At 60.8% G+C, this 13764-nt stretch carries 10 protein-coding genes and 1 pseudogene; all 11 read right to left on the bottom strand.

Going from position 1 to position 13764, the window contains the following annotated elements; all coding sequences use genetic code 11:
- Positions 1 to 97: 97 nt before the first annotated feature.
- The 11 genes and pseudogenes from JBE38_RS08545 to JBE38_RS08495 all read right to left on the bottom strand — a co-directional run bounded on the left by JBE38_RS08545 (position 98) and on the right by JBE38_RS08495 (position 13746).
- Positions 98 to 895, bottom strand: a complete 798-nt coding sequence (locus JBE38_RS08545) for a transporter substrate-binding domain-containing protein (RefSeq protein ID WP_060754572.1) — start codon at positions 893 to 895, stop codon at positions 98 to 100.
- 219 nt (positions 896 to 1114) lie between these two features.
- Positions 1115 to 1915, bottom strand: a complete 801-nt coding sequence (locus JBE38_RS08540) for a transporter substrate-binding domain-containing protein (RefSeq protein WP_090367325.1) — start codon at positions 1913 to 1915, stop codon at positions 1115 to 1117.
- A 148-nt stretch (positions 1916 to 2063) separates the two neighbouring features.
- Positions 2064 to 4672, bottom strand: a pseudogene (mdoH, locus tag JBE38_RS08535) (glucans biosynthesis glucosyltransferase MdoH).
- Positions 4665 to 6410, bottom strand: coding sequence for a glucan biosynthesis protein (locus JBE38_RS08530; protein WP_205344126.1), 1746 nt, complete (start codon positions 6408 to 6410; stop codon positions 4665 to 4667). The pseudogene mdoH and the gene JBE38_RS08530 overlap by 8 nt, the downstream one beginning before the upstream one ends.
- Positions 6411 to 6677: 267 nt before the next feature.
- Complete coding sequence (gene dtd / locus JBE38_RS08525; protein WP_205344125.1) at positions 6678 to 7115, bottom strand: D-aminoacyl-tRNA deacylase; 438 nt, start codon at positions 7113 to 7115, stop codon at positions 6678 to 6680.
- Entirely contained in the window at positions 7112 to 8083 is a 972-nt protein-coding gene (pip, locus tag JBE38_RS08520) for a prolyl aminopeptidase (protein WP_205344124.1), read from the bottom strand. Before pip ends, dtd begins: the two co-directional genes overlap by 4 nt.
- 103 nt (positions 8084 to 8186) lie before the next feature.
- Positions 8187 to 9116, bottom strand: a complete 930-nt coding sequence (locus JBE38_RS08515; protein ID WP_205344123.1) for an alpha/beta hydrolase — start codon at positions 9114 to 9116, stop codon at positions 8187 to 8189.
- A 73-nt stretch (positions 9117 to 9189) separates the two neighbouring features.
- Positions 9190 to 10125 carry a choline ABC transporter substrate-binding protein gene (locus tag JBE38_RS08510; RefSeq protein WP_205344122.1) on the bottom strand — a complete coding sequence of 312 codons (936 nt, stop codon included), beginning with the start codon at positions 10123 to 10125 and terminating at the stop codon, positions 9190 to 9192.
- A 178-nt stretch (positions 10126 to 10303) separates the two neighbouring features.
- On the bottom strand, positions 10304 to 11104 hold the full coding sequence (gene hutG / locus JBE38_RS08505; RefSeq protein WP_090367335.1) for an N-formylglutamate deformylase: 801 nt from the start codon (positions 11102 to 11104) through the stop codon (positions 10304 to 10306).
- Between the two features lie 11 nt (positions 11105 to 11115).
- Positions 11116 to 12321, bottom strand: coding sequence for an imidazolonepropionase (gene hutI / locus JBE38_RS08500; RefSeq protein WP_090367337.1), 1206 nt, complete (start codon positions 12319 to 12321; stop codon positions 11116 to 11118).
- A 15-nt stretch (positions 12322 to 12336) separates the two neighbouring features.
- Positions 12337 to 13746, bottom strand: coding sequence for an amino acid permease (locus tag JBE38_RS08495; RefSeq protein WP_060754581.1), 1410 nt, complete (start codon positions 13744 to 13746; stop codon positions 12337 to 12339).
- Positions 13747 to 13764: the final 18 nt, after the last annotated feature.

Here is a 13764-nt window from a genome sequence, read left to right as displayed (position 1 = left end):
GCAAGCCCGCTCCCACACTCGACCGCATGCTCATGCTGGAACTCGGTCAAATGTGGGAGCGGGCTTGCTCGCGAAGGACGCGACTCGGTCTTAAGCCTTATTCCATGTCCTTGAGCCACTCGGAGCTCTTGAACCACTTGTCATGGATACGATCGTAGGTGCCGTCGTTGCGGATCTGGTGCAGGAAGTTGTTGATGTAGTTGAGGCTGTCGTAATCGCCTTTCTTCAAACCGAACGCCAAAGGTTCGAACGTGAACGGTTCTTCCAGGAACACCAGCTTGCCGTTACCGACTTTTTTCTCGGCGACCACGTTGTAAGGCGCGTCATACACAAAGGCATCGGCCTTGCCGTTGACCACGTCCAGTACGCCTTCCTGCTCATTGTCATAGCCATGGTATTTGGCTTTGGAGATCAGTTTTTTGGCGACCATCTCACCGGTGGTGCCGAGCTTGGAGGTCAGGCGGAACTTCTCGTCGTTCAGGTCTTTATAGGACTTGATGGTGCCTTCCAGGTCTTTACGTATCAGCAGGGTCTGGCCGACGACGATGAAGGGTTCGCTGAAGTTCAGGCGCAGGTTACGTTCCTGGGTCAGGGTCATGCCGCTGCCGATCATGTCGAATTTACCGGTCAGGAACGCCGGGATGATCCCGTCATAACCGGTGGAGACCAGCTCCAGCTTGACGCCCATGGACTTGGCCAGCGCCTTGAGGATGTCGACTTCGAAGCCGATGATTTCACCGCGCTTGTCTGTCATTTCGAACGGCATGTAGGTCGGGTCCATGCCGACTTTGAGCGTGCCGCGCTTGACCGCATCATCGATGGCACCGGCCTGGGCCGCAGTGGCGGCGACCCACGCCGTGACGCCGAGCATCAGCATCGAAAGATACTTTTTCATCATCAAGTCCCCTGGACGGTTCTTATAAGAGCGGCGCGCAAAAGGGCTGCACCATTTCGGGGTGCGATCCTAACCCACTCGTTGCCCGTCACAAAGGTTTCACGGGTAAATGTTATCGGCGTATGTCGGAAATGCCCCACATGGGTGCAGCGAAGCATGGGCGTAGACACATTGCCCTCGTCACTCATCCATTGGGTTATGTGTAAACAGTTATGACTTTCAGTCGATTTCCGCCATCCAGGCAGTGTCCTTGAACCACTTGTCGTGCAGGCGATCGTAGGTCCCGTCCTGGGCCACCTGATTGAGGAAGTGGTTGATCCAGTTGAGGCTATCGTAGTCGCCCTTCTTCAGGCCGAAGGCCAGCGGTTCGAAGGTGAAGGGTTGTTCGAGCACCAGCAACGCACTGTTCTCGGGGCGGGTCATTGCAATCAGGTTGTAGGGTGCATCGTGCACAAAGGCATCCGCCTTGCCCTCCACGACCTGACGCACACCTTCTTCAGGGGTTGCGAAACTGCTCAGGCGCGCCGCGCCCAGGAAGCGCTGCGCCGCCGCCAGCCCGGTGGTGCCTGCAATGGCGGCGACGCGGTACTCGGCACTGTCCAGGTCTTCAATACTGGAAACCCTACCGGCCAGGCTTGGGTGCAGCAGGATGGTTTGGCCGACCACGATAAAGGAGTCGCTGAAATTCAGTTTCAGGTTGCGCTCCTGGGTCACCGTCATGCCACTGCCGATCAGGTCAAACTGCTTGGTCATCAGGCCAGGCAGCAACTCGGTATAGGGCACCGCCACCAACTCGAGCTCGACCCCCAATGCACGGCTCATGGTCTGCAGCAGGTCGATCTCGAAGCCGACGATGCGCCCCTGCTTATCCGTCATTTCAAAGGGGATGTAGGTGGGCGTCGTGCCGACCTTCAGCACTCCCCGTCGAACCGCATCATCGAGGGCACCGGCATTCAACCAACCTGCGTAGATGCCTGCGACAACGCCGATCAGCCATGCTGAACCGTACCTCTTGAACATGAATACCCCCGTGGCAAGTCAAATCTGGGGGGCGATGCTACCCCAGCCACAGGCACGGCAATACGCCTCGAATCGAGGTCTTTTGTTTCGAAATAACAAGGAGTTAGAACAAAAAGGAAGAGACGCGAAACGCCGTAGGACCAGCGTTTCAAGCGCCCCCGAAGTGAGCCTTCGGGGGCGTCTGAATCAGGCCGGCTGGGCCTGGGACGACAGCGGTTGCAGCGGCAGCAACGGCGCGTGCGGATCAGCCTTGATCGAGGCACGCCAGGCGCCCAGCCATTCGGCGTGACCTTCACTCCAGACCTGCTGGTGCAGGCGGGCCAGGGCTACCGGATCGCTGAGCAGGGCCAGGCGTTCAGCGTTGTTAAGTGCGGCCGGGCCGACTTTCAACGCATGACGCACCCGCTCGGCACGCAGGTGCTCGATCGGCTCCGCCTGACGGTGGCGCGAAGTCGCCAGGGCGCAGGCCAGGGCGTTCTGCTGCGGGTCGACCACCGAGCGTACAAACCCGTCATGCAGGGCGTGCCAACGGTTTTCGTGGGTGTACTGCTCGGTCGACAACAGCGCTTGCGGCGGGTTGTACTCCTCGGGGATCAGGAACAGGCTCTCGTCGCGGGACTTGAGGCCCAACTTGACCCGGCTGGAGATCACCGACACCGGGATCGACAACATCAGCGAGCCGACGATCGGGATCAGCCACCACAGGAAGCTTGGGTTCAACCACACCACCAACAAGGCCCACAAAAAGCCCAGCACGGTTTGCGGACCGTGGCGCTTGACGGCCTCGCTCCATGGCGTGGAATCGTCGTCACGTTGCGGCGAATTCCAGGTCGCAGCCCAACCGAGGAACGCGGCCAGTACGAAGCGGGTGTGGAAGATCATCCGCACCGGCGCCAGCAGCATGGAGAACAGCATCTCCAGCAGCATCGACAGCGTCACCTTGAACTTGCCACCGAACTCTTTCGCGCCCTTGGCCCAGATCAGGATGATGCTCAGCAGTTTAGGCAGGAACAGCAGCACGATGGTGGTGGAGAACAGCGCCACCGCCTTGTCCGGATGCCACTGTGGCCACAGCGGGTACAACTGGCGCGGCGCCATGAAGTACTGCGGCTCCATCAGGGTATTGACCGCCAGCAGCGCGGTCGACAACACCAGGAAGAAGAACCACAACGGCGCCGACAGGTAGGACATCACGCCGGTGAGGAACACCGCACGGTGCACCGGGTGCATGCCCTTGACCAGGAACAGGCGGAAGTTCATCAGGTTGCCGTGGCACCAGCGGCGGTCACGCTTGAGTTCATCCAGCAGGTTGGGCGGCAGTTCTTCGTAGCTGCCCGGCAAATCATAGGCGATCCACACGCCCCAGCCTGCACGGCGCATCAGCGCAGCTTCGACGAAGTCGTGGGACAGAATCGCACCGGCGAACGCGCCTTTGCCTGGCAACGGCGCCAAGGCGCAGTGCTCGATGAACGGCTTCATGCGGATAATTGCGTTGTGGCCCCAGTAGTGGGATTCACCCAACTGCCAGAAGTGCAGGCCGGCAGTAAACAACGGGCCGTACACGCGGGTGGCGAACTGCTGCATGCGCGCATACAGCGTGTCCATGCCCGACGCACGCGGCGCGGTCTGGATAATCCCCGCGTCCGGCGTGGCTTCCATCAGGCGTACCAGGCTGGTCAGGCATTCGCCGCTCATCACGCTGTCGGCGTCGAGCACCACCATGTACTTGTAGTCACCGCCCCAGCGACGGCAGAAGTCGTCGAGGTTACCGCTTTTACGCTTAACGCGGCGGCGACGGCGGCGGTAGAAGATCTTGCCGAAGCCACCGGCTTCGCGGCACACGTCCAGCCAGGCCTGTTGTTCGGCGATGCAGATATCGGCGTCGTTACTGTCGCTGAGCACGAAGAAATCGAAGCGGTCCAGGTCGCCCGTGGCGGCCACCGACTCGAAGGTAGCGCGCAAACCGGCAAATACCCGGGGCACGTCTTCGTTGCAGATGGGCATGACCAGCGCGGTACGGGCGTCCTTCGGAATCGGCTCGTCACCGGCACTTTTACCGGAGATGCGGTATTTATCGTGACCCGTAAGCAGTTCCAGGAAGCCCATCAGCGCGGTCCAGAAACCGGCCGAGACCCAGCAGAACAAGATCCCGAACATGATCAGGATGCTGGTCTGCAGAGCGTAAGGCAGTACCTGCGTGGCGGTTTGCAGCAGCGTCTGGTTGCGGATCTCGTCGAAGTCGACCAGCGACCAGCCCTGGTACGGCATGATGCCTTTCATGTACCAGCCGGCCACGATGGTCTGGCCAAGCATCAATATCAGCAGGATATAGCGGCGGATCGAACCCACGGTCCGCCAGCGCGCGGCCGGCAGTACACGCTCGTCTTTCGGCGGCTTGGGGGGGTTGGTGCGGCCGGTCAAGCGGCGCCAGCCACGTACCAGGATGTTGGTACGCCATGGCTCGGGCACCACCTTGGTCCGACGGATCGGTGGCGTGGCCTTCAGGCTGACCCGGCCGCTGGCGTCGAGCACAAGCATTTCGGCGTCTTGCAGCTCCTCGGCGGTACTGAGGGTCAAGCGCGTGCCAACCGACGCCTGGGCAGCGTCGGTCGGTGCGTCGAACGTCTTCGACGACAGGCGTTCGTGCAATTCGCTGAAGGAGGTGCAACCCGCCAGTTCGGCGCGCTGCTCGGCAGTCAACGGGAGATGCGCCAGGTACTCGGACAGCGTCTCTGGCTTGGCTTGTGAATTACTCATCGGCAGGCAACTGGTAGCTCCAGGTCTCGGTCAGGACTTGTTCGGTCTTGGCCGGCTCTGGGGTGGCAGGGGCAGCTTCGGGCTGTTTGGCTTCCTTGTCTTTCGCGTCCTTGGCGTCTTTCTTGGCCTGTTTCTCGTGCTGCTTGGCCAGGACCTTGTCGGCCTTGAGCACATGGCTCGAGTCCTGCTCAGGCGCCGGCGGAGGAACATCTTGCACCAGCGCTGCACGCATTTCGGTCGGTTTGCTTGCGTCCTTGATCTTCATTCGCAGGGTCAGGCGCCAGCCTTTGGTGTGCTCGTTGTAACGCACGCTGTTTTCAACCAGTTCGGCGTTGTCGCCGACACTCACCTGGCTGCGCACCGGGGCGTCCGCAGGCAGTGCCTTGAGGGACGGGCCTTCGAAGTCCACCAGGTAGGCCACGCTGCCGTCAGGCTGGCGAATCAGGTTCGACTGCTTCACGTCACCCGTGGAACGCAGGGTCTGCTTGACCCAGGCGCTATCGCTCGGGTGCAGGGATTTCTCGTCCATGGTCCAGTGCAGGCGGTAGGAAACGTCCAGCGGCTGGCCGACTTCAGGCAGCTTTTCCGGGCTCCAGAAGGCAACGATGTTGTCGTTGGTCTCATCGGCGGTCGGGATTTCCACCAGGTTGACGGTGCCTTTGCCCCAGTCGCCTTCGGGCTCGATCCAGGCGCTTGGGCGCTTGTCGTAGTTGTCGTCCAAATCTTCGTAGTGGCTGAAGTCGCGACCGCGCTGCAGCAGGCCGAAACCTTTCGGGTTTTCCACGGCGAAGCTGCTGACCGACAGGTGTTTAGGGTTGTTCAGCGGGCGCCAGATCCACTCGCCATTACCGGCGTGGATCGACAGCCCGCTGGAGTCGTGCAGCTCACGACGGTAGTTGAGCACCTTGGACGGCTGGTTGGCGCCGAACAGGTACATGCTGGTCAGCGGGGCAATGCCCAGCTTGCTGACCTTGTCGCGCAGGAACATCTGGGACTTGACGTCGACAATGGTGTCGGCACCCGGACGCAGCGTCAGGCGATACGCACCGGTGGCCCGTGGAGAGTCCAGCAAGGCATAGATCACCAGTTGTTTCTCGCCCGGTTTCGGACGCTCGATCCAGAACTCGGTGAAACGCGGGAACTCCTCGCCGGACGGCAAGGCAGTGTCGATCGCCATGCCACGGGCGGATAAACCATAAGTCTGACCCTTGCCGACAACGCGGAAATAGCTCGCGCCCAGCATGGTCATGATTTCGTCTTGCTTGTCAGCCTTGTTGATCGGGTACAGCACACGGAAACCGGCATAACCCAGCTGTTCGGTGGCTTTAGGGTCAAACTTCACGTCGCCGAAATCGAAACGAGTCGGGTCGTACTTGATTTCCTGGACGCTGTCGGCGGTCACTTCGTTGATTTTCACCGGTGTATCGAAATGCATACCCTGGTGATAGAAGGACAGCTTGAACGGGGTGTTCTGATCGGCCCACTCGGCTTTTTCGTTGCGGAAACGAATCTTCTGGTAGTCAGCGAATTTCATTTCGCGGAATTCGTTTGGCAAATTGCTGCGCGGAGCTTCGTATTTTTGCCCGGCCAGCTCTTTTGCCTTGGCCGACACATCATCCAGACTGAATGCCCACAGTTGACCCGCGCCGAACAGGCAAAACAGGGCAGAGCCCGTCACCAGTGCGTTTCGTAACCGTTTGGCAGACAATTTTGGTGCATTACAGGGACTAACAATCACGAGCAACCCTCGCCGAAAACAGATCAAAAAACCAACGGCCAGCTATCTATATGCCAGGTTGGCGAGCATTGTTCCGACTCCCCTGGGTCAAAATGATTCCCCAAAAGGCTATCGGACAAGTCTCTACCTAAGTCAAAAATGGACCAAACAACGCTGATCCCCGTAGCGCGCGATTATCTAGTAGCCCGCGAAACAACGCATCAGGGACAACGAAGTATTTGTAGTGAAACCCTGCGTTTTTAGGCATTAAAGTCGTTTTTAATACATTCATGTCTGTAAGAGGAAGGTCACAGGGCCATCATTGACCAAATGCACCTGCATATCCGCGCCAAAACGCCCTGACGCCACCTTGCCATGCAATTGTTGCGCTTGTAACAGCAAGTGTTCAAAAAGCGCCGCTCCCAGGGCCGGAGGGGCCGCCGTGGAGAAGCTCGGCCGCAGCCCGCTCTTGGTATCCGCTGCCAGGGTGAACTGCGACACCAGCAGCAAACCACCGTCGATGTCCTTCAAAGACAAGTTCATCTTGCCCTCATCATCGCTGAACACTCGATAGTTAAGCAGCTTGTGCAAAAGTTTGTCGGCGCTCTCGGGCGTATCTGCAGGTTCGACGGCGACCAGCACCAATAAACCCTGGTCGATCGCCCCTACGACATCGCCCGCTACCTCGACCCGGGCGCCGCGCACCCGTTGCAACAAGCCCTTCATGCTTCCTCAGGCGGCAGGTCAAGCAGGCTGCGCGCCATTTCGCCGGTTGCACGCACCAACGCATCGGTGATGCCGGGTTCAGATGCGGCATGGCCAGCTTCGCGAATAACCTGCAGTTCACTGTTGGGCCACGCCTGATGCAGCGCCCAGGCGTTATCCAGTGGGCAGATCATATCGTAGCGGCCATGGATGATTACGCCAGGCAGATGGGCGATCTTGTGCATATCGCGAATCAGTTGGTCGGGTTCAAGGAAAGAGTTGTTAGTGAAGTAATGGCACTCGATGCGGGCGATGGACAGCGCACGCTGCGGCTCGGCAAACCGCTCCACCTGCGCAGGGTTCGGGCACAGGCCCAGCATGCGCCCTTCCCAGGTCGACCACGCCTTGGCCGCGTGCATCTGGGCAATCTGGTCGTTGCCGGTCAGGCGCTTGTGGTAGGCGCCGAGCAGATCGTGGCGTTCATCCTGCGGGATCGGCGCGAGGTAGTCCTGCCAGTAATCCGGGAACATGCGGCTGGCGCCCTCCTGGTAGAACCAGTGGATGTCCTGGGGGCGAGCCAGGAAAATGCCGCGTACGATCAGGCCGTGCACGCGCTCCGGGTGGGTTTGCGCGTAGGCCAGTGCCAGGGTCGAGCCCCAGGAGCCACCGAACAGCACCCATTTATCGATACCCAGGTGTTCGCGGATGCGCTCCATGTCGGCGACCAGATCCCAGGTGGTGTTGTTTTCCAGGTTGGCGCGAGGGGTGGAGCGCCCGCAGCCGCGCTGGTCGAAGGTGACGATGCGGTACAGGTTCGGATCGAAGTAGCAGCGGCTGTTGGCGTCGCAGCCGGCACCGGGGCCACCATGGATGAAGATAACCGGCAAGCCTTCGGGAGAGCCACTTTCATCGACGTATAGGGTGTGGATGTCATCGACAGCCAGATCGTGCCGGGCGTAGGGTTTGATCTGCGGGTACCAAGTCTGCATTGCGCGCTCCGTAGGGTGTCGGGGTCATCCCTGGGGGGACGTCTATTATTTTGCCGTCTGGCATCATAAACCCGAATTGTGCAATGAGCATGTCCTTGAGCAATTAGACCTGTGTCAGCACTTCGCGCCTCAGGAACTGCAGCAGGTAGTCATACAATCGATCCACCTCCGGCACTTGACCGCGTGCGCGCAAACAGCCATGGATCAAACCTTTGCCCGGGTACAGCACGGCGTTGACACCCGCCGCTTGCAAGCGCTCGGCATACAACATGCCGTCGTCGCGTAGCGGGTCGAATTGGGCCACCACGACCAGGGCGTTGGGCAAACGGCGCAAATCCTCGGCCAACAGCGGCATGGCATAAGCCGATGGCTTGCCTGCACCTTGCAGGTACAGCCCCGAGTAATAATCGGCGTCGTCGGTGCTGAGCAACGGCGCGTCCCTGCAATCACGACGCGACGGCAAATCGGCCGGGCTACCCAGCCCCGGGTAGATCAGCACTTGGACACACGGCAGCGGCTGGCCGTCATCGCGCAAGCCCAGGCACAAGGCCGCCGCCAGGTTGCCGCCGGCACTGTCACCAACCACCGCCAGGCGCTGCAGGCTAATGCGGTATGGCGCCTCCCCTGACTGGATTGCTTGCCACACGGCCCGGCAATCCTCATAAGCCGCCGGAAACGGATGCTCAGGCGCCAGCCGGTAATCGATGGCGATCACCAGCACATGCAGGGCTGTGGCCAGTTCGAAGCAGATGAAATCGTGGGAATCCAGGCCGCCGACGGCCCAGCCGCCACCGTGCATATAAAGGAGGCAGGGCCATTCTTCGGCCGGCGCGGGACCAGCAGGCTGGTAGCTGCGTACGCCAACACCGCCAATGCAGAAGTCTTCAATAAGCAGGCCTTCTGGCCGAGGCGGGGTGAACGCACGGCACATGCGGTCGTAGTTCTGGCGCAAACTGGCCAGGGATGAGTCGTCGCTGATGAAAGATTCGGTTTTGGCGATGAAAGCAGCAAGTTGCGGAGAAATTGGATACATGCGCGCCTATCCTTAGCAATGAAGATCAAACTGTGGGAGCAAGCCCCCTCCCACATTTGGATTTGTGATTGCCTCAGGGCTTGAGGCTGGCCTGAACCGCCGCCGTGCCATCACTGCCGTCAAACGCTTGAACGCCGGCCAGCCAGCGCTGCAAATCCTCGGGGTGATCGCGCAGCCACTGCCTGGCCACCTCCTGGGGCGACTGGCGTTCCATGATCGGCACCATCAACTGGCTTTCCTGGGCGGCAGTGAAGGTCAGGTTTTCCAGCAGCCGGTTCGCGTTGGGGCAGCGCTCGGCGAAGTCCGGCGCGGTGACGGTGGAGACCGTGGCGCGGCCTTCGTCAGGGCCAAACACATCGTCACTGCCGGTAAGGTAGGTCATCTTCATATTGATATTCATCGGGTGCGGGGTCCAACCTACAAACACCACGAACTCCTTGCGATTCACTGCGCGCTGCACCGCCGCCAGCATGCCGGCCTCCCCCGAAGCGACCAGCTTGAAACCGCCGAGGCCGAAGTGGTCGGTGTCGATCATTTTCTGGATATCGGTGTTGGCCCCGCTGCCGGGCTCGATGCCATAGATCTTGCCGCCCAGCTTGTCCTTGAAGCGGGTGATATCGGCGAAGGTTTTCAGGCCCGCATCCGCAACGTATTGCGGCACGGCCAGGGTCGCCTGGGCGTCGGCGAGGCTGGGTTTGTCGAAGACCTTGACCTGCTTGGCCGCCAGGAACGGCGCGATGTTGTTGTCCATCGCCGGCTTCCAGTAACCCAGGAAGATATCCAGGCGCTTGTCGCGAATTCCGGCAAAGATGATCTGCTGCACGGCGCTGGTCTGCTTGCTGTCGTAGCCCAGCCCGTTGAGCAATACGTCGGCCATGCCGGAGGTGGCGATCACATCGGTCCAGCTGACCACGCCCATACGGATGTTTTTGCAGGAACTTGGCTCGGCGGCCATGGCATTCGCGCTGAGCAGCACGGCACCAGTGAGGGACAACAACAGTTTTTTCATGGATGCGGGCTCACTCGGCTGTTTTTATTCAACAACCTTACCCAGCAGGGATGCGCTCAACACGAACGGTGGCGACCGACAGTTGCACTGTGGCGACTGTACACGCGTCATCGGGGGCAAGCCCCCTCCGACCTTTGATCGGGTTCACACAGCTAGGGGCATTGCTCCCGATGACAGTTCAGCCGTAGCGCTTTTGCCCCCAGGCCAAAAACGCCTCCAGCAACTGCTTCAACACCACGCGTGTCGGCTCGGCCAGGTCCGCGCGATAACGGAACGGTTCGAACTCTTCCATATAAGTGCACTGCCCCAATTCCAGCTGCACGGCATGGATGTCCTGGGCCGGGTTACCGTAGTGCCGGGTGATATGCCCACCCTTGAAGCGCCCGTTCAGCACATGGGTGTACTGCGGATGGCTGGCGCAGATAGCCTCAAGCTGACTGGCCAACTCCGGGTCACAGGCGGCACCGTTGAACGTACCGAGGTTGAAGTCCGGCAATTTCCCCTCGAACAGGTGCGGGATGACCGAACGGATCGAGTGCGCATCGAACAGCAAGGCATAGCCGAACTCGGCCTTGAGCCGGGCCAGTTCCTCTTGCAGCGTGCGGTGATACGGCCCCCAGACCTTTTGCAGGTAGCTGGCGCGTTCGCTCTCGTCGGGTTCCAGCCCTTCACGGAACAACGGCACGCCGTCGAACAAGGTCGCCGGGTACAGGCCGGTGGTTGCACCGACATACAACGGCTTATCGTCAGACGGGCGGTTAAGGTCGATCACAAACCGCGAGTACTCGGCCGCCAGGATGCTGGCGCCCAGTTCTTCGGCAAAGTCATACAACGTAGGGATGTGCCAGTCGGTGTCCGGCAGGCTTTGCGCCTCGGGGATCAAGCCGGCTTCGACAGCTGGCGTCAGGCGCACACCGGCGTGGGGCATGCTGATCAACAGGGGTACACGGCCTTGTTTGAATGTCAGAACCTTATCCACAACAACACTCCTCAAACAGTGACGTCGACGCCATGGCGCACAACGCGTTTATCCAGCTCGCCACCCAGCCAGTAGGCCAGGTCGGCGGGACGATCGATCTGCCATGCGACAAAATCCGCAACCTTGCCCACTTCCAGCGAACCATGGCTGTCCCCCATCCCCAGGGCGGTGGCCGCATGTTGGGTGGCGCCAGCCAGGGCTTCTTCCGGGGTCATGCGGAACAGGGTGCAGGCCATGTTCAGCATCAGGCGCACCGACAGCGCCGGCGAAGTGCCGGGGTTTAGGTCGCTGGCGATGGCGATCTTCACCCCGTGTTTGCGCAGGGCGTCCATCGGCGGCAGTTGGGTTTCGCGCAGGAAGTAGAACGCGCCCGGCAGCAAGACGGCGACGGTGCCGGAGGCGGCCATGGCGATGGCGTCGGCTTCGGTCATGAATTCCAGATGGTCCGCCGACAACGCGTGATAGCGCGCCGCCAGGCTGGAGCCATGCAACGATGACAGTTGCTCGGCGTGCAGCTTCACCGGCAGGCCCAGTTGCTGGGCGACTTGGAAGACACGCTCCACCTGCTCCGGGGAAAACGCCAGGTATTCGCAGAAGGCATCCACCGCATCCACCAGCCCTTCGGCTGCCAGGGCGGGCAGCATCTCGGTACAGATGTGTTCGATGTAAGCGTCGGCGCGATCCTTGTATTCCGGCGGCAATGCGTGGGCAGCCAGGCATGTCGCACGCACGCTGACCGGGAGAGCTTCGCCGAGGCGCCGCGCAACCCGCAGCATCTTGCGTTCGTTGGCCAGGTCCAGGCCGTAACCGGACTTGATCTCGACCGTGGTCACGCCGTCACGCAACAAACTGCGCAGGCGCTTGCGGCTGCTTTCGAACAGTTCGTCTTCGGTGGCGGCACGGGTGGCGCGCACGGTGCTGGCAATACCGCCACCCTTGGCCGCGATTTCGGCATAGCTGACGCCTTCCAGGCGCTGCTCGAATTCGCCGCTGCGATTGCCGCCGAACACCGTGTGGGTGTGGCAGTCGATCAGCCCGGGGGTAACCCACGCGCCTTGCAGGTCATGCACCTGGGCGTAGTCCGCCGTCGGCGCCTGGCTGCGGGGGCCGATCCACTCGATGAGCGAACCTGCGGTGACCATGGCGGCATCCTCGATGATCGAGTACTTGCCATGAGCCATGGTTGCGACGTGGCAGTGTTGCCAAAGCGTTTTCATCAACGCCTCCCTAAGTTAACGATGAGACAGAACCGACTCGTAATGGACCTTGGCCGCTTGTCCGGCAGCAGGCTTGACCCACAGCAGGTAAGCCACCACCAACAACACGATCCATACAGCCCCGACCAGCAAAGCGGCCTGGGTGTCCGGGAAGTACCCCAGCACACCAAACACGAACAGCATGAAGACGATGGCCGCAGCCGGCGCATAGGGCCAGAACGGCACCGGGAATTTCAACTCGGCCACTTGCTCCCGGGTCATGGAACGGCGCATGGCCACCTGGGTGAACAGGATCATCAGCCACACCCACACGGTGGCAAACGTGGCAATCGAGGCGATCAGCAGGAACACGTTTTCCGGGATCAGGTAGTTGAGCACCACGCCGCCGAGCAACGCCGCGCCCATCACCACCACGGTCATCCACGGCACGCCCTGCCGGGACAACCGGGCAAACCCCTTTGGCGCCTGCCCTTGCTGGGCCAGGCCGTACATCATGCGACCGGCGCCGAAGATGTCACTGTTGATGGCCGACACCGCCGCCGAAATCACCACAATATTGAGCAGGGTCGCTGCCGAGCCGATGCCGAGGTTGCTGAAGATCTGCACAAACGGACTGCCCTGACTGCCGATCTGCGGCCAAGGGTAGATCGCCATCAACACCAACAAGGTCAGCACGTAGAACAACAGGATGCGCAACGGCACGGCGTTGATCGCCTTGGGGATCACGCGTTGCGGGTCTTTGGCTTCACCGGCGGTGATGCCGATGATTTCAATGCCACCGAAGGCGAACATCACCACCGCGAACGAGGCGATCAAGCCACCGACGCCGTTGGGCATAAAACCGCCATGGGCCCAGAGGTTGCTCAGGCCACTGGCCTGGGTTTCACCGGCCGAGTGAATGCCCAAGAGCATGATGCCCAAGCCGCCGAGGATCATCGCGACAATGGCGCCGACCTTGAGCAGCGACAGCCAGAACTCCATTTCGCCAAAGACTTTGACGTTGCACAGGTTCAGGCCGCCGATCAGAAACACGATGCCCAGCACCCAGACCCAGCGCGCAACTTCCGGAAACCAGAAGCCCATATAGATGCCGAAGGCGGTGACGTCGGCGAGGCAGACGATGATCATTTCAAACGCGTAGGTCCAACCGAGGATGAAGCCGGCCATAGGCCCCAGGTAAGTACTGGCGTATTGGCCAAAAGAGCCGGCCACCGGGTTGTGCACCGCCATCTCGCCGAGGGCGCGCATTACCATGAACACGGCGGCGCCGCCGATCAGGTAGGCCAGGAGCACGGCAGGACCGGCCATCTGGATGGCGGAGGCGGAACCGTAGAACAACCCGGTGCCGATGGCCGAGCCGAGTGCCATGAAGCGAATATGTCGAGCTGAAAGCCCGCGTTTCAAACCCTTTTCTTGCTGGTGCATTTCTCTTCCCTAATTATT

This window comes from Pseudomonas sp. ICBG1301 (genome assembly GCF_016918385.1).
Lineage (GTDB): Bacteria > Pseudomonadota > Gammaproteobacteria > Pseudomonadales > Pseudomonadaceae > Aquipseudomonas > Aquipseudomonas palleroniana.
Note: the sequence above shows the minus strand (reverse complement) of the source record. Positions and strands in the feature narration are given on the sequence as shown.

What these genes read in the sequence shown, in the direction of transcription:
- hutI (WP_090367337.1), bottom strand. Translation starts at nt 12,321, where the DNA reads ATGAAAACGCTTTGGCAACACTGCCACGTCGCAACCATGGCTCATGGC.
- JBE38_RS08540 (WP_090367325.1), bottom strand. Translation starts at nt 1,915, where the DNA reads ATGTTCAAGAGGTACGGTTCAGCATGGCTGATCGGCGTTGTCGCAGGC.
- pip (WP_205344124.1), bottom strand. Translation starts at nt 8,083, where the DNA reads ATGCAGACTTGGTACCCGCAGATCAAACCCTACGCCCGGCACGATCTG.
- JBE38_RS08495 (WP_060754581.1), bottom strand. Translation starts at nt 13,746, where the DNA reads ATGCACCAGCAAGAAAAGGGTTTGAAACGCGGGCTTTCAGCTCGACAT.
- JBE38_RS08510 (WP_205344122.1), bottom strand. Translation starts at nt 10,125, where the DNA reads ATGAAAAAACTGTTGTTGTCCCTCACTGGTGCCGTGCTGCTCAGCGCG.
- JBE38_RS08545 (WP_060754572.1), bottom strand. Translation starts at nt 895, where the DNA reads ATGAAAAAGTATCTTTCGATGCTGATGCTCGGCGTCACGGCGTGGGTC.
- JBE38_RS08515 (WP_205344123.1), bottom strand. Translation starts at nt 9,116, where the DNA reads ATGTATCCAATTTCTCCGCAACTTGCTGCTTTCATCGCCAAAACCGAA.
- dtd (WP_205344125.1), bottom strand. Translation starts at nt 7,115, where the DNA reads ATGAAGGGCTTGTTGCAACGGGTGCGCGGCGCCCGGGTCGAGGTAGCG.